The organism is Klebsiella quasivariicola (assembly GCF_002269255.1).
GTDB classification, from domain to species: domain Bacteria; phylum Pseudomonadota; class Gammaproteobacteria; order Enterobacterales; family Enterobacteriaceae; genus Klebsiella; species Klebsiella quasivariicola.
The window spans coordinates 4948168-4966709 of sequence record NZ_CP022823.1 but is presented as its reverse complement, the minus strand read 5'-3'; the positions used below and the strand labels follow the sequence as shown (position 1 = coordinate 4966709).

The following is an 18542-nucleotide window of genomic DNA, read 5'->3' as shown; positions in this document are numbered from 1 at the left end:
CTCATGATGCCTCGATCTCTTTCGCAAACCGGCCCGGAGAAGCGACGCTTCAGCTGGCCGAAGGGTACCCCGCAGATTATTGCCCTGCTGCTGGTGTTGCTGGTCGACAGCCTGGTGGCGCCCCATTTTTATCAGGTGGTGCTCCAGGATGGCCGCCTGTTTGGCAGCCCGATCGATATTCTTAACCGCGCCGCGCCGGTGGCGCTGCTGGCCATCGGCATGACGCTGGTGATCGCCACCGGCGGCATCGACCTGTCAGTGGGGGCGGTGATGGCGATTGCCGGCGCAACGGCCGCCTCGATGACCGTCGCCGGGCACAGCCTGGCGGTGGTGGTGCTGGCCTCGCTGGGGGCCGGTGCGCTGGCCGGGCTGTGGAACGGCATCCTCGTGGCGGTCCTTAAGATCCAGCCCTTTGTGGCGACGCTGATCCTGATGGTGGCCGGGCGCGGGGTGGCGCAGTTGATCACCGCCGGGCAGATCGTCACCTTTGATTCCCCGGCCCTGGCGTGGCTCGGCAGCGGATCGTTTCTGCTGTTTCCGACGCCGGTGATCGTCGCCGCAGCTACGCTGCTGCTGTTCTGGCTGTTTACCCGTAAAACGGCGCTGGGCATGTTTATTGAGGCGGTAGGGATCAACATCCGCGCGGCGAAAAACGCCGGCGTCAATACCCGCATCGTGGTGATGCTGGCCTATGTCCTGAGCGGCGTCTGCGCGGCGATCGCCGGGATCATCGTGGCGGCGGACATCCGCGGCGCGGATGCCAATAACGCCGGGCTATGGCTTGAGCTGGACGCCATTCTGGCGGTGGTCATCGGCGGCGCCTCGCTGATGGGCGGGCGCTTTAACCTGCTGCTCTCGGTGGTGGGGGCGCTGATTATCCAGGGAATGAACACCGGGATTTTGCTCTCCGGCTTCCCGCCGGAGCTCAACCAGGTGGTGAAAGCGGTGGTGGTGCTGTGCGTACTGATTGTCCAGTCGCCGCGCTTTATCGGTTTACTGAAAGGGGTACGCGGCCATGATAAAACGTAATTTACCATTGATGATCACCCTTGCGGTGTTTGTGCTGGGCTACCTCTACTGCCTGACCCAGTTCCCCGGTTTTGCCTCAACGCGGGTGATCTGCAATATCCTGACGGATAACGCCTTCCTCGGGATCATCGCCGTGGGCATGACCTTTGTGATCCTCTCCGGCGGGATCGATCTGTCGGTGGGGTCGGTGATCGCCTTTACCGGCGTCTTCCTCGCCAAAGCGATTGGCTTTTGGGGAATTTCGCCGCTGGTGGCCTTTCCGCTGGTGCTGGTGATGGGCTGCGCCTTCGGCGCGTTTATGGGGCTGCTGATTGACGCCCTGAAGATCCCGGCCTTTATCATCACCCTCGCCGGCATGTTCTTCCTGCGCGGCGTGAGCTATCTGGTGTCAGAGGAGTCGATCCCGATTAACCATCCGGTGTACGACACCTTGTCCGGGCTGGCATGGACCATTCCCGGCGGCGGTCGTCTCAGCGCCATGGGGCTGCTGATGCTGCTGGTGGTGGTAGCCGGTATTTTTGTCGCCCATCGCACCCGTTTTGGCAACCAGGTGTATGCCATCGGCGGCAACGCGACGTCGGCGAATTTAATGGGGATTTCCACCCGTAGCGCCACGATCCGTATCTATATGCTCTCCACCGGGCTGGCGACGCTGGCCGGGATCGTCTTTTCCATTTATACCCAGGCGGGCTATGCGCTGGCGGGCGTCGGCGTGGAGCTGGACGCGATTGCCTCGGTGGTGATCGGCGGTACGCTGCTCAGCGGCGGCGTTGGGACTGTGCTGGGGACGCTGTTCGGGGTGGCGATTCAGGGGCTGATTCAGACCTACATTAACTTCGATGGCACCCTCAGTTCATGGTGGACGAAAATCGCCATCGGTATTTTGCTGTTTATCTTTATCGCGCTACAGCGTGGACTGACGGTGCTGTGGGAAAATCGGCAGAATGCAACGGTGACGCGGGTGAGCGGAGCGGGGACTCAATGAGAAATGCTCCTCCCGCAGGCGCGGGAGGAGCGGGCAGGGCGCTTAGGCGTCCGGGAACGCTTTAATAAAGTTCTCGACGTCTTCCACCATGTGGTTGTTGCCGACGAAGAACGAGCGGCGCTGGTGCAGGCTTTCCGGAATAATATCCAGAATACGCTCTTTACCGTCGCTGGCCTTACCGCCCGCCTGTTCGGCGAGGAAGGCCATCGGGTTGCATTCATACAGCAGGCGCAGTTTACCGTCCGGGTGGCTGGCGGTGCTCGGATAGAGATAGATGCCGCCCTTCAGCAGGTTGCGGTGGAAGTCCGCCACCAGCGAGCCGATATAGCGTGAGGTATAAGGACGCTGAGTCGCTTTGTCCTCTTCCTGGCAGTACTTAATGTACTTCTTCACGCCCTGCGGGAATTTGATGTAGTTGCCTTCGTTGATGGAGTAGGTATTGCCCTTCTCCGGGAAGCGCATGCGCTCCTGACACAGACAGAAGACGCCGAGGGACGGGTCGTAGGTGAAGGCATGGACGCCGCAGCCGGTGGTATACACCAGCATCGTCGAAGAGCCGTAGACCACATAGCCCGCGGCCACCTGCCTGTTACCCGGCTGCAGGAAGTCTTCTTCTGTCACCGGCGTGCCGACAGGCGTGACGCGGCGGTAGATGGAGAAAATCGTGCCGACAGAGACGTTAACGTCGATGTTAGAGGAGCCATCCAGAGGGTCCATCAGCACCACGTATTTGGCGTGTTCACACCCTTCGAAGACGACAATTTCATCTTCTTCTTCGGAGGCGATCCCGGCAACAATATCGCGTGCTCGCAGTGCGGCTTTTAATTTTTCATTAGCGAACAGATCGAGTTTTTGCTGAACCTCGCCCTGAACGTTTTCAGCACCGCTGGCACCCAGGATATCGACCAGACCGGCCTTGTTGATATCGCGGTGGATGATCTTGGCGCCCAACTTTATTGCTGACAACAAAGCAGTCAGCTCACCGGTGGCGTGGGAGAACTCGTGCTGCTTTTCAACAATAAACTCACCTAACGTTTTCATAACTCGTTCCCTGCATTTTTATGTTGAGTAAAACGAACGCAACAATCTTAACAAAGAATCAAAAAAGTGCGCACTGGTGAATCGCGCCAGCAAAATACAGATTCGCCTGAAATGCATTTCGCCAGGGCCCGGGATATGGGTAAAATGTGCCCCGGATAAGAGAAGGAAATGACGAATGCGCATTCATATTTTAGGAATCTGTGGCACGTTTATGGGGGGCCTGGCCATGCTGGCGCGCTCCCTCGGTCATGAGGTAACGGGGTCGGATGCTAACGTCTATCCGCCGATGAGCACCCTGCTGGAAAACCAGGGGATTGATTTAATTCAGGGTTATGACCCCAGCCAGCTGGAGCCCCGGCCGGATCTGGTGATCATCGGTAACGCCATGACCCGCGGCAACCCGTGCGTTGAAGCGGTGCTGGAAAACAATATTCCGTATATGTCCGGCCCGCAGTGGCTGCACGACTTCGTGCTGCGCGATCGCTGGGTGCTGGCCGTCGCCGGGACCCACGGCAAAACCACCACCGCCGGCATGGCGACCTGGATCCTTGAAGCCTGCGGCTATAAACCGGGCTTCGTGATTGGCGGCGTTCCGGGCAATTTCGACGTCTCCGCGCGCCTGGGCGACAGCCCGTTCTTCGTCATTGAAGCAGATGAATACGACTGCGCCTTCTTCGACAAGCGCTCCAAGTTTGTTCACTACTGCCCGCGGACGCTGATCCTCAACAACCTTGAGTTCGACCACGCGGATATCTTTGACGACCTGAAGGCGATTCAGAAACAGTTCCACCATCTGGTGCGCATCGTGCCGGGCAAAGGCAAAATTATCCTGCCGGAGAACGACATCAATCTGAAGCAGGTGATGGCGATGGGCTGCTGGAGCGAACAGGAGCTGGTGGGCGAGCAGGGCCACTGGCTGGCGAAAAAACTGAATACCGACGCCTCACAGTGGGAAGTCCTGCTCGATGGCGAAAAGGTTGGCGAGGTGAAGTGGACGCTGGTCGGTGAGCATAATATGCATAACGGCCTGATGGCGATTGCCGCGGCGCGTCACGTCGGCGTGCTGCCGGCAGATGCCGCGAATGCGCTGGGCAGCTTTATCAACGCCCGCCGTCGCCTGGAGCTGCGCGGGGAAGCCAACGGCGTCACCGTGTATGACGATTTCGCCCATCATCCGACGGCGATCCTCGCCACGCTGCAGGCGCTGCGCGGCAAAGTGGGCGGCACCGCGCGTATTCTGGCCGTGCTGGAGCCGCGCTCCAACACCATGAAAATGGGCATCTGCAAAGACGACCTGGCGCCGTCTCTCGGCCGCGCCGATGAAGTGTTCCTCCTGCAGCCGCAGCATATTCCGTGGCAGGTGGCGGAAGTGGCGGAAGCCTGCGTCCAGCCGGCGCACTGGAGCGCCGACGTCGATACCCTGGCGGAGATGGTGGTCAAAACCGCCCACCCGGGCGACCATATCCTGGTGATGAGCAACGGCGGCTTCGGCGGCATTCATCAGAAACTGCTGGATAAGCTGGCGCAAAAAGCGGCGGCGGCAGAGTAAGCGCGAACGCCTCCGGTTACTGCCCTCCGCGTGAGGGCAGTTTTATTTTCACCACCAGGGATTGTGTGATGCTGACCTGCGAAAGATTACGTTCTACCGACTCGCCCCATTTCGCCACGCTGGATGCGCTCTACGCCCGGGCCTTTCCGTGGCACGAGCAGCGCGAAAGCGACGCCAAACTTCAGGCGCTGAGCCACCCGCACTACGCGCTGGAAGCGTGGTTTGATGAAGGCGTCTTTGTCGGCCTCAGCGGCTGCTGGCAGTTTGCCGGCTACTGCTATATCGAACATCTGGCGATCGATGATACGTTGCGCTCCCGCGGCTATGGTAAACAGCTGCTGGCGCAGATCCTGACGCGTGCGCCGCTGACTATTCTGGAAATCGATCCGCTGACCACGGCAATCGCCCACAAGCGGCTGCGCTTTTATCAGTCGATGGGATTTCACGCTAACCCTTGGGCGCATCGTCATCCCACCTATCATCAGGGCATCGCGGATCATGAGCTGCTGGTGCTGAGCTACCCGCAGCCGATCGATGAGCGACAGTACCAGCAGTTTGCCCGGGAGCTCGGGCGCGAGGTGATGGGGCGGGAGTAGCCCGGAACGGTGCGTTGCCCCGCTCCGGGAATTCACTGGTTACCACCTTACTCTTTGGCGATCGGCGTCTCGTTCTCTGCGACGTTATTGTCGCCCTGAATCTGCGCGATTTTCTGCTCAACGGCGGCCACCTGAGCGCTGTCGTGCAGCAGGGTGTAGGTCAGATCAAACTGCGCGCTGGCGCCCGGCTGCAGCTGTTTCACGCGTTTTTGTTCCCGTTCAATGGTGACCGGATAGGCGTAGCTGGTGCCCGGTTCAATACCGGTGACGTAGCCCTGTTTGATGGTGTCGGTATTTTTCCATAGCGTCAGGACCGGCAGCTGACGGGTGTCGAACTGAATGGAGGCCCCTTTATCGCCCGCTTTGTTAACCACCGCGGCCAGGGTCTGGTGATTTTCATCAGCCAGCGGCTGAATATTAAACACCATCTCGTCAAAGTCTTTGGTCGGCCCCTGATAGGTTTGCCAGGTTTTTAACCCGCTCTTCGCGTAATCATTGAACGGGCTGATGCTGGACATCGGGGCGAGGAAACGCGCGCCTTCTTCCAGAATTGGGGTGCCGAAGTTGCTGTGGTAGATGATCTGATAATCATGCGGATAGTCGGCATGGTTGGTTAAGACATCGTGCAGGCTGAAGCTGTTGCTGCCCGGCACGTAACGCAGTTCGGTCAGGGTCTGCAGATCGGCTTTTTTGAAGGTGCTCTCTTTCACCAGCCCGCGGATGCGGATTTCATACGGCGCGCTGTCGGCCACCTCGACTTCTACCCGCGAGGCCGGGGTGTTGCCGGCCTTGCCATGCAGGGTATAAATCTGCCCGTCCGCGGTCACCGGATGGCCGGTCCATTCATAGCCGCAGCGGACCATCATCTCGTTGAACCCTTCCAGCCAGCCCAGCCCGTTGCGGCTTTCCAGGTTGATAAACGCCGGGTTGACGACCTCTTTAACCGGTGAATCCCAGCCCATCCGGCTGCCGAAACCCTCAATACGCAGTAAGTTCATGCCGCGGGTTGGGCTGAGAGTGATGGTCAGGCCGTCTTTACTGTGAATGGTGAGGATTTTGCTGCCTTCCTGCTTGCCGCCGTGCAGGACTTTTTGCTCAATGCTGAACGCATGATCTTTCACCTTCAGCTGATCGCTGCTGATCTGCCAGTTTCCTTTATCCATCCCCTCGTCAGCATTCGTCAGCACCCATGTTTTTGCCGCGGCCGAGCCGGAAACCAGCAGGGCGATAGTCGTCAGAACCAATGTCTTTTTCATTTTTATTCCCTTTTTGCTGAATCGATTGTGTCGTTGACGTGTGAAATCTACCGGGATGGGGGTGATGAAAATGTGAAGCGCCTCACCTGGTGAGAAAGTGGCCGATTTGATGATGTTAAATGCGATTAATGTCGTATTACTGTGATAAATATTGCCTAATTATCACTATAAAATGTGATCTACATTGTTTTTAGCTTTAACGATTCAGCTAGGCAGCAAGGCAAAAACAAACGTATCGTCGTGTGGATGTGGGATCCAGGCTATGCGAAGGGTACATCCCTGCTGGCGCAAGCCTTAGAACTGGGGTGAAGGTAGGCCGGATAAGGCGTTAGCCGCCATCCGGCACAACGACGGGAACGGAGTCTGGTACAGATTGCCCGGCGGCGCTGCGCTTGCGCGGGCCTACGAAACAGAGTAACCGTTTGATATATAGGGATCTGTAGCCCGGATAAGGCGCTGCGCGCCGCCATCCGGGAGACTATTGCGGGCAAAAACGGCGAGAATTAGCCCTCGTTTTCCGCCAGTTCGCGCAGGTACTGGAAGATCAGGCGCGCGGATTTCGGCGGCTTGTTGCCTTCTTTCTCTTTCTTCGCATTGCGGATCAGCGAACGTAGCTGCTGACGGTCAGCATCTGGCCACAGGTTCAGCACTTCAGCAACGGCGTCATCCCCGTCATCAATCAGGCGATCGCGGATCTGCTCCAGCTTGTGGAACAGCGCAACCTGCTGGTTGTGGCGGTTTTTCAGCTTATCCAGCGCCTGACGAATCGGATCGACATCGCGGTTGCGCAGCATCTTACCGATAAGCTGCAGCTGGCGGCGGCGACCCTCTTTTTTGATTCGCTGGGCGAGTTCGATGGCGTCGCGCAGGTCGGTATCCAGCGGAATTTTATCCAGCGCGTTTTTTCCCAGGTCAACGAGTTCCGCGCCAAGACGCTTCAGTTCTTCCGCGTCGCGCTTAATTTCACTCTTACTGACCCAGATAATTTCATCGTCTTCATCCTCGATATCATCACCGGGAACGTCGTCGAGCCAGTCTTCGGGCTGCTTTGTCATCTCAGGCTCCTTAAAAAAAGAGGCTAATGTTACCAGTTAAGGCGCGCACTGAAAAACGGTTCTCTGTTAGACTTCAGTTAACTCCTTCTTACATTATGGCATTAGCAATGAAAGTGATCTCTCAAGTTGCCCAGCAACGTAAGACGCTGGAAGAGGCCGTGACCACGGCGCTGGAACTGGCGGCAGGTAAATCCGATGGCGCGGAAGTCTCCGTCAGCAAAACGACGGGCATCGGCGTCAGCACCCGCTATGGCGAAGTGGAGAATGTAGAATTCAATAGCGATGGGGCGTTAGGCATCACGGTTTACCATCAGAACCGCAAGGGCAGCGCCTCCTCCACCGATCTCAGCCCGGACGCCATCGCCCGCACCGTACAGGCGGCGCTGGATATTGCGCGCTACACCTCGCCGGACCCGTTTGCCGGTGTGGCCGATAAAGAGCTGCTGGCCTTTGACGCCCCGGATCTGGACCTGTTCCACCCGGCGGAAGTCTCCCCGGACGAGGCCATTGAACTGGCCGCCCGCGCGGAGCAAGCGGCCCTGAAGGCGGATAAACGCATCACCAACACCGAAGGCGGCAGCTTTAACAGCCACTACGGCATCAAAGTGTTCGGCAACAGTCACGGCATGCTGCAAAGCTATTGCTCGACCCGCCATTCGCTCTCCAGCTGCGTCATTGCGGAAGATGACGGCGACATGGAGCGCGACTACGCCTACACCATTGGCCGGGCGATCGAGGATCTGCAGTCCCCGGAATGGGTCGGGGAAGAGTGCGCCCGCCGCACCCTGTCGCGTCTGGCGCCGCGTAAGCTGTCGACCATGAAGGCACCGGTCATTTTCGCCAACGAAGTGGCGACCGGGCTGTTTGGCCACCTGGTCGGGGCGATTGCCGGTGGTTCGGTATACCGCAAATCCACGTTCCTGCTCGACTCGCTGGGCAAACAAATTTTGCCGGAGTGGCTGACCATCGAAGAGCATCCGCATCTGCTGAAGGGGCTGGCGTCTACGCCGTTCGACAGCGAAGGCGTGCGCACCGAACGTCGCGATATCGTCAAAGACGGGGTGCTGACCCAGTGGCTGCTGACCAACTACTCCGCGCGTAAGCTGGGAATGAAAAGCACCGGTCACGCCGGGGGCATCCACAACTGGCGCATCAACGGCCGCGGCCTGAGTTTTGCAAAGATGCTTAAAGAGATGGGCACCGGTCTTGTGGTTACCGAACTGATGGGGCAGGGTGTCAGTGGCGTCACCGGCGACTACTCACGCGGCGCATCCGGCTTCTGGGTAGAAAACGGCGAAATTCAATATCCTGTCAGTGAGATTACCATTGCAGGAAATCTGAAAGAAATGTGGCGTAATATCGTGACCATCGGCGACGATATCGAAACGCGCAGCAACATTCAGTGTGGTTCTGTGCTGCTGCCGGAGATGAAAATCGCCGGGCAATAACACCTGTTTGCTTAAATAATAAAAAAGGAAGTGAGCAATGCGTAAAAAACTGTTAGCGATGCTGGCTGTCTCTGCTTTTGCGCTCGGTTCAGCATCGGCCTTCGCCGATCTGGGCGAAGACATGGACACTCTGGCAGAAAACCTGCAAGTGGTACAAAAAACCTCCGACGCCGGCGAGCTGAAAGCGGCGCTGAATAAGATGCGTACCGCCGCGGTTGATGCCCAGAAAGAGACGCCGCCGAAGCTGGAAGGCAAAGCCGCCGACAGCGACGAAATGAAAGATTACCGTCACGGTCTGGATATCCTGATTGGTCAAATTGACGGCGCGCTGAAGCTGGCGAATGAAGGCAAGGTGAAAGAGGCGCAGGCCGCCGCGGAAGAGTTTAAAACCACCCGCAACACCTACCACAAGAAGTATCGCTAACGGCAGTTTTTGGGAGGTATCAGCCGATGCCTCCCGCCTGAAAGTCTACCGACATCACAGTTTCCCGCTCTCTTTTTCCGGTCTTTGCGCTGCGGCGGCCTGCTCATTCACGCCCATTGTTGTGATACATCTCACGCCATAGTCGTCATTTTTGCATTTTCCCTGTGAATATGTGGACTCGATCACGCCTGCCGTCTCCCTTTCCACTTCGAAGTGGAAAACAACTCGCTACAAACTCCCTCCCCCCGGCGCTACTTTGATTCCCAGAGACATCAGCGGGGTATCAGAAGTGAATAACGGAGCGGTAATACACGACGAAGGGGAGCAGGCGGCGCAGACCGAACGCCTGGCCGACAAGATGCTGCAGCAGGTTTTCGCCCTGTTAAGCCGTCACGGCATTGTCCCTAACGACGTTCAGGAGCAAATGCTGACTTCCCACGTGCGGGCCATGGCCCACCGGTCAATCAGCGGTGAACCGCTACCGGAGGTGGATGCCAGCCTGTTCGAAGAGATTTCAGAAGATTCAATGATGTTGGCCCGCGAAGTGGTCGCACAGTTCGGCAACCTGCCTGATGAAGAGGCCTGGCTGCTCTCCGTCCACTTCGAAGTCGCAAAAGATAACCTGTAAGGAGCAAAACATGGAACAAATCACCGTAGTCATTGGCGACCGTCTGGGCAAAGGACAAAAAGTCGCGGCAGGGGCAGAAAAAGCGGGCGCACGTGCTGTGGTCGTCCCGGGCGTGGCGGCTGACATGAAGCTTGGCGACATGATGAAAGCAGAAAACGCCACCTTCGGCATCTCCTTCTGCGGCAGCGGCGGCGCCGGCGCCATCACCGCGCAGACCAAGTACGGCTACAAAGCAAAATACGGCATGCGTTCCGTGGAAGAGGGCGTCACCGCCATCAACGAAGGCTGCAACGTGCTGGGCTTCGGCTTTATGGATAAAGAAGAGCTGGGCGAACGCCTGGTAGAAGCCTGGAAAAAGAAATACGGCGCATAAGTATGAAAGAGCAATTCACCACCACGGTGAGGGTTGCCGGCAAAGGCGAAAGCAAATCACGGGCCTTCGCCGATGCCCTGAACCATGTGCAGGCTGCGGTGATGAAAACCTCATCGCACATTCTGCTGCGTATTGAGCCACAGGACGTGACGGTTGTTCATGCGCGCGAAGCGGTACGAAAAGAGGCCTTCCTGTTCTTCTTTTTGCGCCGTGAACGACGGACCTACAGCGTGGAGCTGGACGTCACCGTCAACGTGACCGCCATCGATCTCGATAAAGTGGATTTCGTCACGCAAACCTGATTGTTAGCAAAGGGTCTGACTATGTTCCTGATAATTTTAATAAAATCGCTCATCATCGGCGGCCTGGTCGGCGTCGGCGTGGGCGCCGGAGCGGCACGCATGTTTCACGCCCCTACCACCCAGGGGATGGGGGCGTTTCGAACCCTGGGCGAGCTGAATTCCTGCGAAGGCGATCCGGCTTCCCACTTCTCCTTTGGCCTCGGTTTCTTCTTTAACGCCTGGGCCTCTTCCGTGGCAGCAGGCTCCTTCACCCAGGATGTTGACCACCGCATTATCCCCAACTGGGGCGCGGCGGCGCTGATGCTGAAAAATCGTAACGTCGGCGAAACGCTGCACGATCCGAAAAAAATGGCCATCTCCTGCGGCATCATCGGCATGATCGTCGTCGCCTTCCTCAACCTCACCGCCTCGTCCGTACCGGAAGCGCTGCAGGTGACCGCGGTTAAGGTCCTGGTGCCGGCGGCAAACCTGCTGGTGAACACCGTGATGCCGGTGATCTTCTGGCTGGCGGCTATCGATGCCGGTAAGAAATCAGGCTTCTGGGCGACGATTTTCGGCGGCGCCGCGCAGTTGATTATGGGTAACGCCGTACCGGGTCTGGTGCTGGGGATCCTGATCGGTAAAGGCGTCGAAGAGAGCGGCTGGAACCGGGTGACTAAAGTGATGATGGTGGCCATCGTCGCGCTGTTTGTCCTCAGCGGCTTCTTCCGCGGCTTCGACATGAAGATGATCGAATCCTTCCATCTGACCGTGCCGAACTGGCTGGACATGATCCACAACTCACTCAGCGGCAAGTAACGGGAGCCTGATAATGGAACAGAATAAAGGTTTTTGGTATGCCGACTGGTCGTTCCCGATCTTTGTTGGCCTGCTCTCCTCCGGCGTCTTCGCCGGGACGCACATGTACTACCTGTACGGCATCGGCGCCTTTAACGAAGTGGCCTTCGTGGCCATGCTGAAGTCGGGGATTGATACCGGCGTTTACGGCGCGGTGGCGGCGTTTGGCGCCAGCTTCCTGTTCGCCCGCATCATCGAAGGGTCGCTGGTGGGGATCCTCGATATCGGCGGAGCGATACAGACCGGTATCGGTCTTGGCGTACCGGCGCTGCTGCTCGGCGCGGGCTTTGTCTTCCCGGTGGCGAACTTCGCCGCCTCGCTGGTCACCGGCCTGGTCCTTGGTCTGGCAGTGGGTTACATCATCATTCTGGCGCGTAAGTTCACCATTAACCAGAGCGATTCCACTTACGGCGCCGACGTGATGATGGGGGCCGGTAATGCCTCCGGCCGCTTCCTCGGTCCCTTGATTATCCTCAGCGCGATGACCGCCTCGATTCCTATCGGGATTGGCTCGCTGGTTGGCGCACTGCTGTTCTACATCTGGCAGAAACCGATCACCGGCGGCGCCATCCTCGGCGCGATGATCCTCGGCTCCATCTTCCCGGTGGCGATTAGCTAATCGCCCGATGGCGCTGCGCTTATCGGGCCTACACGTCAGCGCGATTGGTAGGCCGGATAAGGCGGTACGCCGCCATCCGGCACCAGATTCACCCTTTTCATCAGGAGATAGCTATGTTTGATTTACTCCTGCGCCGTGCGCGCCTCGTCGACGATACCCTGACTGATATCGCCATCCAGGACGGGAAAATCGCGGCGCTGGGCGAGATTAGCGCGCCCTCCCGCAACACCCTCGATCTGCACGGCAACAGCTACGTCAGCGCCGGCTGGATTGACTCCCACGTTCACTGCTACCCGAATTCGCCGATTTATCACGATGAGCCGGACAGCGTCGGCATCGCCACCGGCGTCACCACCGTGATTGATGCCGGCAGCACCGGCGCCGACGACGTCGATGACTTCTATCAACTGACCCGTAACGCGGCGACGGAAGTTTATGCGTTGCTCAATATCTCCCGCGTCGGGCTGATTGCGCAGAATGAACTGGCGAATATGGCCAATATCGACGCCGCTGCGGTGAAGCAGGCGGTGCAGCGTCATCCTGATTTTATCGTCGGCCTGAAGGCGCGGATGAGCAGCAGCGTCGTCGGCGAAAACGGCATTACGCCGCTGGCGCGCGCCAAGGCCATTCAGCAGGAAAACGGCGATCTGCCGCTGATGGTGCACATCGGCAATAACCCGCCGAACCTCGATGAAATCGCCGATCTGCTGGGCCGCGGCGACATCATTACCCACTGCTATAACGGCAAGCCGAACCGCATTCTGAATCCCGCCGGCGAACTGCGTAGCTCGATTACTCGCGCTCTGCAGCGCGGCGTGCGCCTCGACGTTGGGCACGGCACCGCCAGCTTCAGCTTTGAGGTGGCGCGGCGGGCGATTGCGCTGGGCATTCTGCCGCACACCATCAGCTCCGATATTTACTGCCGTAACCGTATCGATGGCCCGGTGCGCTCGCTGGCGCTGGTGATGTCGAAATTCCTCGCCATCGGCATGACCCTGCCGCAGGTCATTGCCTGCGTGACCGTCAGCGCCGCCGAGGGGCTGCGCCTGTCGCGTAAAGGGCGGCTGGAAGTGGGCTTCGACGCCGATTTAACGCTATTTCGCCTGGAGCACCGGCCCACGCTGCTGGTGGATGCCGAAAAAGAGAGCCTCCAGGCTGACAACATTCTGGTGCCGCTGGCCGCGATCCGCGCGGGCAAAGGCTATCTGACCGAACAAGGGAGCGCGGAACATGCCTTCGATTTTTGAGAAATACCATTTAAAACAGGTGATTAATACTTCGGGCCGCATGACGGCGCTGGGCGTTTCCACGCCGCGCCCGGAAGTGGTGGAAGCCGCGATGGCCGGTATGAACCAGTACTTTGAAATGAAAGACCTGGTGAATAAAACCGGCGAGTACATCGCCAGGTTGCTGGATGTGGAAGGGGCGACCGTTGTCTCCTGCGCGTCGGCGGGGATTGCCCAGTCGGTGGCGGCGGTGCTGGTGAAAGACAGCGACTGGCTGCTGGAGAACCTGCACGTTACGCCGATTGAGAATAACGAAATCGTGTTGCCGAAGGGCCACAACGTCAACTTCGGCGCGCCGGTTGGCACCATGGTGGCGCTGGGCGGCGGTAAGTTGGTGGAAGCGGGCTACGCCAACGAATGTTCCGCCCAACAGCTGGCGGCGGCAATCACCCCGCGCACCGCGGCGATCCTGTACATCAAATCCCACCACTGCGTACAGAAAAGCATGCTCAACGTCGCGCAGGCTGCGGAAGTGGCGCGCCAGCATGGCTTGCCGCTGATTGTCGATGCGGCGGCGGAAGAAGATCTGCAGTGCTACTACCGCATGGGCGCCGACCTGGTGATCTACAGCGGCGCGAAAGCGATTGAAGGGCCGACCAGCGGGCTGGTCATCGGCAAAACGCAGTACGTTGAGTGGGTTAAGCGCCAGTCGATGGGGATTGGCCGGGCGATGAAAGTGGGTAAAGAGGGCATCCTCGGCCTGACCTGCGCCATTGAACACTACCTGACGGCGACCAAAGAGAGCGGCGAGCAGATGGTGGCCAAAATGACGCCGTTTATCGAACAGCTCAACACCCTCAACGGCGTCACTGCCCGGGTGGTGTGGGATAGCGCGGGCCGCGATATCGCCCGCGCCGAAATTAAATTTGATGAAGCGACCACCGGCGTGAAGACCGGCGATCTGGTTAACGCGCTAAAGCAGGGCGAATACGCCATCTACTTCCGCGGCTATAAAGCGAATGAAGGCATTATTGAAGCCGATGTCCGCAGCGTGAACGCGCAGCAGCTGGCGGTGGTCGCCCGCCGCATCGCGGAAGTGCTGAATAAGGAGAAACAAGCATGAAACTGACCCCAAACTTTTACCGTGACCGCGTGTGCCTGAATGTCCTGGCGGGCAGCAAAGATAACGCCCGTGAAATTTACGACGCGGCGGAAGGTCACGTCCTGGTCGGCGTGCTCTCCAAAAACTATCCGGACGTCGCCAGCGCGGTGGCCGATATGCGTGACTACGCGAAGCTGATCGATAACGCGCTCTCCGTCGGGCTGGGCGCAGGCGATCCAAACCAGTCGGCGATGGTGAGCGAGATTTCTCGCCAGGTGCAGCCGCAGCACGTCAACCAGGTCTTCACCGGCGTGGCCACCAGCCGCGCGCTGCTCGGGCAGAACGAGACGGTGGTAAATGGTCTGGTCTCGCCGACCGGTACGCCGGGAATGGTGAAGATCTCCACCGGGCCGCTGAGCAGTGGCGCAGCGGATGGCATTGTGCCGCTGGAAACCGCCATCGCGCTGTTAAAAGATATGGGCGGCAGCTCGATCAAATACTTCCCGATGGGCGGCCTGAAGCACCGCGCCGAGTTCGAAGCCGTCGCCAAAGCCTGCGCTGAGCATGATTTCTGGCTGGAGCCGACCGGCGGTATCGATCTGGAAAATTACAGCGAGATCCTGAAAATCGCGCTGGATGCCGGCGTGAGCAAAATCATTCCGCATATCTACAGCTCGATTATCGATAAAGCCAGCGGCAACACCCGCCCGGCCGATGTTCGCCAGCTGCTGGAGATGACCAAACAGTTAGTGAAGTAGTGCCATTGTCCCTCACCCTAACCCTCTCCCAAGGGGAGAGGGGACCGTCTGGTTTTCTCCCTCAGGGCGAGGGAACCGTCCGGTCTTCTCCCTCTCCCTTTGGGAGAGGGCCGGGGTGAGGGGAAACTTATCCCACCGAACCATCAAGGAGTTGCTATGCCTGTCGCTCGTCATCTGCTTGTCGCTTCACTGTCCCTGTTTGCCGTCGCCGCGAGCGCCGCGCAAACCCACTACGCCTGGGTAGGTACCTACAATCCCAATGGCGAAGGTCTGTACCGCTTTACCGTCGATGGTAAAACTGGCGCGCTGCATGACAGGGCGCTGGTGAGCGCGTTGCCGAACGTCGCGCAGCTCACCGTCTCGCGCGATGGCAAAACGCTGTATGCCGCCAGCGAGGTGGAGAAAGGCGTGGTGCAGGCATGGCACATTGAGAAAAATGGCGAGCTGACCGCGCTCAACCAGGTTGCCTCCGGCGGCGCCGGACCGGTCTACCTTTCGCTGACGCCAAACGGCAAACAGCTGCTGGTGGCCAACTATGTCAGCGGCAGTATCGCCGTGCTTCCGCTGAAAGAAGATGGTAGCCTGGGCGAGGCGGTGGATGTGCATCAGGATGAAGGTCCGGCCGGCGCCGAACGCCCGGCGGCGGCCGTTGAGGGCAGCTTTGCCATTAGCGATCACAATGGCCCGCACGCCCATATGATCGCCGCCGATCCCAGCGGGAAATATGTTTACTCCACCGATCTGGGGCTGGATCGGATCTACCAGTGCCGGCTGGATAGCGCCAGCGGCAAGCTGACGCCGAACGATCCGCCGTTTATCGCCGCTTCGTCGCCGGGAGCCGGTCCGCGCCACTTCGTCTTTACGCCAAAGGGCGACGGCCTGTGGTTAATTAATGAAGAAGCGTCGACGCTGACTTTCTATCATCTGGATAAACAAAGCGGCCTGTTGCGCGAAGGCAAAACCGTCTCCGCGCTGCCGAAAGAGTATAAGGGCACCAGCTTTGCCGCCGGTCTGGCGCTGAGCAACGATGGCAAACAGCTGTACGTCGCCAACCGTCTGCATAACAGCATCGCCCACTTTACGGTGCAGGCTGACGGCAGCCTGAGCCATCAGGAAGATATCTGGACGCGTGGCGATTACCCCCGCACCCTGACGCTGGATAATCAGGGGCAGTGGCTGTACGTCATGAACCAGCGTAGCGATAATATTACCCGCTTCAGCGTGGCGCCGAAGGATGGCAAATTAACCTTTGCCTCAGACTACACGCCGGTCGGTAGCCCGTCGCAGATGGTGATATCCGCCCAACCCTGAGCCGTAACCACAAGGAACCGACATGCGATTTCCCAACCAGCGCCTGGCACAACTCTTCACCCTGCTGCGAAATGAAACGCTGCCGCAGGATGAGCTGGCGCAGCGCCTGTCGGTTTCTACCCGTACCGTGCGCGCCGATATTACCGCGCTGAACGCGCTACTGGCGCAGTATGGCGCGCAGTTTATCCTCAACCGCGGCAGTGGTTATCAGCTGAAGATAGACAACCCGGCGAGCTTCCAGGCGCTGGAGGAGAGTGCGCCGAAGGCGCAGCACGTGCCGCGTACCGCCCAGGATCGCATCACGTTTCTGCTGGTGCGGTTCCTGACGTCGGCGTTCTCGCTCAAGCTGGAAGATCTGGCCGATGAGTGGTTCGTCAGCCGCGCCACGCTGCAAAATGATATGGTCGAAGTGCGTGAGCGCTTCCAGCGCTATCAGCTGACCCTCGAAACCCGCCCGCGCCACGGCATGAAGCTGTTCGGCAGCGAGGTATCGATTCGCGCCTGCCTGACCGATCTGCTGTGGGAGCTGAACCAGCAGGGCGGTATTCATCCGTTGATTAGCGCCGAGGCGCTGGAAGTGGATGTCCCTGCACAGCTGGAGCCGGTACTGCAGGAGACACTCACCCGGCACCATATTCGCCTCACCGATGTCGGCGAGCGTTTTATCTGCCTGTACGGCGCAGTGGTGGTACGTCGCGTTAGCGAAGGCTATCCGCTGGCCGATTTTAGCGCCGAAGATGTGGCGCAAAACGTCCGCGACGCCGCGCGCGATTTGGCGGGAGAACTACAGCGGCTGGCCGGAAAACCCTTTTCGCCCGCCGAAGAAGAGTGGCTGTGCGTGCATCTCGCCGCCCGCCAGGTACAGGATGTCGATCCGGAAACCATCAGCGCCGACGATGACGAAGCGCTGGTAAATTACATTCTGCGTTACATCAACAGCCAGTATAACTACAACCTGCTGGAAGACGCCCAGCTGCACGCCGATCTGCTGACCCACATAAAGACCATGATCACCCGCGTGCGCTATCAGATAATGATCCCCAATCCGCTGCTGGATAACATCAAGCAGCACTACCCGATGGCCTGGGACATGACCCTCGCCGCGGTCTCCAGCTGGGGGAAATACACGCCTTATACCATTAGCGAAAACGAAATCGGCTTCCTGGTGCTGCATATCGGCGTTGGGCTGGAGCGCCACTACAACATCGGCTACCAGCGCCAGCCGCAGGTGCTGCTGGTGTGCGATACCAGTAATGCGATGGTGCGGATGATCGAGGCGATCCTGCAGCGTAAATACCCGCAGCTGGAGATCGCCGCTACTATTTCCCAGCGCGAGTACGAACAGCGAGAAGCGATCGATGAGGATTTTGTTATCTCAACGGTGCGGATCGGCGAAAAAGACAAACCGGTGGTGACCATCGCGCCGTTCCCCACCGATTACCAGTTGGATCAGATAGGCAAGCTGGTGCTGGTGGATCGCACCCGTCCGTGGATGTTGAATAAGTACTTCGATGCCGCCCACTTCCGGGTGATCGATAAGCCGATAGATCAGCAAACGCTGTTCGCCGAGCTGTGTCAGCAGCTGCTGGAGGAGGGTTTTGTTGACGCCGAGTTTCATGCGTCGGTGGTGGAGCGTGAGGCGATCGTCAGTACCATGCTCGGCGATGGCATTGCGCTGCCGCATTCCCTGGGACTGCTGGCCAAAAAGACGGTGGTGTATACGGTTATCGCCCCTCAGGGCATCGCCTGGGGCGACGAAACCGCCCATATTATCTTCCTGCTCGCTATCAGTAAGCGCGAGTATGAAGAGGCGATGGCGATCTACGATATTTTCGTGACGTTCCTGCGCGAGCGCGCCATGAGCCGCCTCGCCGCGACCCGCAGCTTCGATGAGTTTAAAACGGTGGCGATGGAGTGCGTCAGCCGTTTTTGAGAGGCGTTTTCCAGATTCGAGTGTAATTCAAATGTAATGCTATAATGCATTACAAAATATCCCTTTCTGG

19 protein-coding genes and 1 pseudogene are annotated in these 18542 nt (G+C 58.7%); 17 read left to right on the top strand and 3 right to left on the bottom strand.

Annotated elements, in window-relative coordinates; genetic code table 11:
- Window positions 1–3: 3 nt before the first annotated feature.
- Entirely contained in the window at window positions 4–1029 is a 1026-nt protein-coding gene (ytfT, locus tag B8P98_RS24990; RefSeq protein ID WP_095033531.1) for a galactofuranose ABC transporter, ATP-binding protein YtfT, read from the top strand.
- A complete protein-coding gene (gene yjfF / locus B8P98_RS24985) occupies window positions 1016–2014 on the top strand; it encodes a galactofuranose ABC transporter, permease protein YjfF (RefSeq protein WP_025712317.1) in 999 nt (332 codons plus the stop codon). Before ytfT ends, yjfF begins: the two co-directional genes overlap by 14 nt.
- 42 nt (window positions 2015–2056) lie before the next feature.
- Here yjfF and fbp read toward each other — a convergent pair whose 3' ends face one another.
- Entirely contained in the window at window positions 2057–3055 is a 999-nt protein-coding gene (gene fbp / locus B8P98_RS24980) for a class 1 fructose-bisphosphatase (protein WP_025712316.1), read from the bottom strand.
- Between the two features lie 175 nt (window positions 3056–3230).
- Between fbp and mpl the strand changes: the two genes are divergently transcribed.
- Window positions 3231–4604 (top strand): UDP-N-acetylmuramate:L-alanyl-gamma-D-glutamyl-meso-diaminopimelate ligase, encoded by a 1374-nt coding sequence (gene mpl / locus B8P98_RS24975; RefSeq protein WP_080897685.1) that lies wholly within the window; start codon window positions 3231–3233, stop codon window positions 4602–4604.
- A gap of 68 nt (window positions 4605–4672) precedes the next feature.
- Window positions 4673–5200 (top strand): GNAT family N-acetyltransferase, encoded by a 528-nt coding sequence (locus B8P98_RS24970; protein WP_095033530.1) that lies wholly within the window; start codon window positions 4673–4675, stop codon window positions 5198–5200.
- 47 nt (window positions 5201–5247) lie between these two features.
- Here B8P98_RS24970 and B8P98_RS24965 read toward each other — a convergent pair whose 3' ends face one another.
- Window positions 5248–6456: an aldose 1-epimerase family protein gene (locus B8P98_RS24965; RefSeq protein WP_080897683.1), complete on the bottom strand. Its 1209-nt coding sequence runs from the start codon at window positions 6454–6456 to the stop codon at window positions 5248–5250.
- A 184-nt stretch (window positions 6457–6640) separates the two neighbouring features.
- On the opposite strand from B8P98_RS24965, the pseudogene B8P98_RS32080 reads away from it, so the two are divergent.
- Window positions 6641–6754, top strand: a pseudogene (locus B8P98_RS32080) (hypothetical protein).
- Between the two features lie 205 nt (window positions 6755–6959).
- Here B8P98_RS32080 and yjgA read toward each other — a convergent pair.
- Window positions 6960–7511 carry a ribosome biogenesis factor YjgA gene (gene yjgA / locus B8P98_RS24960; RefSeq protein WP_004206498.1) on the bottom strand — a complete coding sequence of 184 codons (552 nt, stop codon included), beginning with the start codon at window positions 7509–7511 and terminating at the stop codon, window positions 6960–6962.
- Between the two features lie 95 nt (window positions 7512–7606).
- Here yjgA and pmbA point away from each other — a divergent pair, with 95 nt between their 5' ends.
- The 12 genes from pmbA to B8P98_RS24900 all read left to right on the top strand — a co-directional run bounded on the left by pmbA (window position 7607) and on the right by B8P98_RS24900 (window position 18472).
- A complete protein-coding gene (pmbA, locus tag B8P98_RS24955; protein ID WP_042929315.1) occupies window positions 7607–8959 on the top strand; it encodes a metalloprotease PmbA in 1353 nt (450 codons plus the stop codon).
- 37 nt (window positions 8960–8996) lie between these two features.
- On the top strand, window positions 8997–9383 hold the full coding sequence (gene cybC, locus B8P98_RS24950; RefSeq protein WP_095033529.1) for a cytochrome b562: 387 nt from the start codon (window positions 8997–8999) through the stop codon (window positions 9381–9383).
- 289 nt (window positions 9384–9672) lie between these two features.
- Window positions 9673–10011, top strand: a complete 339-nt coding sequence (locus tag B8P98_RS24945; RefSeq protein WP_025712310.1) for a glycine dehydrogenase — start codon at window positions 9673–9675, stop codon at window positions 10009–10011.
- A gap of 10 nt (window positions 10012–10021) precedes the next feature.
- The gene (locus tag B8P98_RS24940) at window positions 10022–10384 is read left to right on the top strand and encodes an SFCGS family glycine-rich protein (RefSeq protein WP_004206501.1); all 363 of its coding nucleotides are present in this window, start codon (window positions 10022–10024) and stop codon (window positions 10382–10384) included.
- A 2-nt stretch (window positions 10385–10386) separates the two neighbouring features.
- Entirely contained in the window at window positions 10387–10686 is a 300-nt protein-coding gene (locus B8P98_RS24935; RefSeq protein ID WP_004206503.1) for a DUF4312 family protein, read from the top strand.
- Between the two features lie 21 nt (window positions 10687–10707).
- Window positions 10708–11484 (top strand): DUF4311 domain-containing protein, encoded by a 777-nt coding sequence (locus B8P98_RS24930; protein ID WP_002886897.1) that lies wholly within the window; start codon window positions 10708–10710, stop codon window positions 11482–11484.
- Between the two features lie 13 nt (window positions 11485–11497).
- Window positions 11498–12142, top strand: coding sequence for a DUF4310 family protein (locus B8P98_RS24925; protein ID WP_004152267.1), 645 nt, complete (start codon window positions 11498–11500; stop codon window positions 12140–12142).
- Window positions 12143–12255: 113 nt separating this feature from the next.
- Window positions 12256–13389 carry an amidohydrolase/deacetylase family metallohydrolase gene (locus B8P98_RS24920; RefSeq protein ID WP_095033528.1) on the top strand — a complete coding sequence of 378 codons (1134 nt, stop codon included), beginning with the start codon at window positions 12256–12258 and terminating at the stop codon, window positions 13387–13389.
- Complete coding sequence (locus B8P98_RS24915) at window positions 13373–14491, top strand: DgaE family pyridoxal phosphate-dependent ammonia lyase (RefSeq protein WP_095033527.1); 1119 nt, start codon at window positions 13373–13375, stop codon at window positions 14489–14491. Before B8P98_RS24920 ends, B8P98_RS24915 begins: the two co-directional genes overlap by 17 nt.
- Window positions 14488–15228, top strand: a complete 741-nt coding sequence (gene dagF / locus B8P98_RS24910) for a 2-dehydro-3-deoxy-phosphogluconate aldolase (protein ID WP_025712303.1) — start codon at window positions 14488–14490, stop codon at window positions 15226–15228. Before B8P98_RS24915 ends, dagF begins: the two co-directional genes overlap by 4 nt.
- 156 nt (window positions 15229–15384) lie before the next feature.
- Complete coding sequence (locus B8P98_RS24905; protein WP_095033526.1) at window positions 15385–16539, top strand: lactonase family protein; 1155 nt, start codon at window positions 15385–15387, stop codon at window positions 16537–16539.
- A 22-nt stretch (window positions 16540–16561) separates the two neighbouring features.
- The gene (locus tag B8P98_RS24900; protein WP_023342478.1) at window positions 16562–18472 is read left to right on the top strand and encodes a BglG family transcription antiterminator; all 1911 of its coding nucleotides are present in this window, start codon (window positions 16562–16564) and stop codon (window positions 18470–18472) included.
- The last annotated feature ends 70 nt before the right edge of the window (window positions 18473–18542 follow it).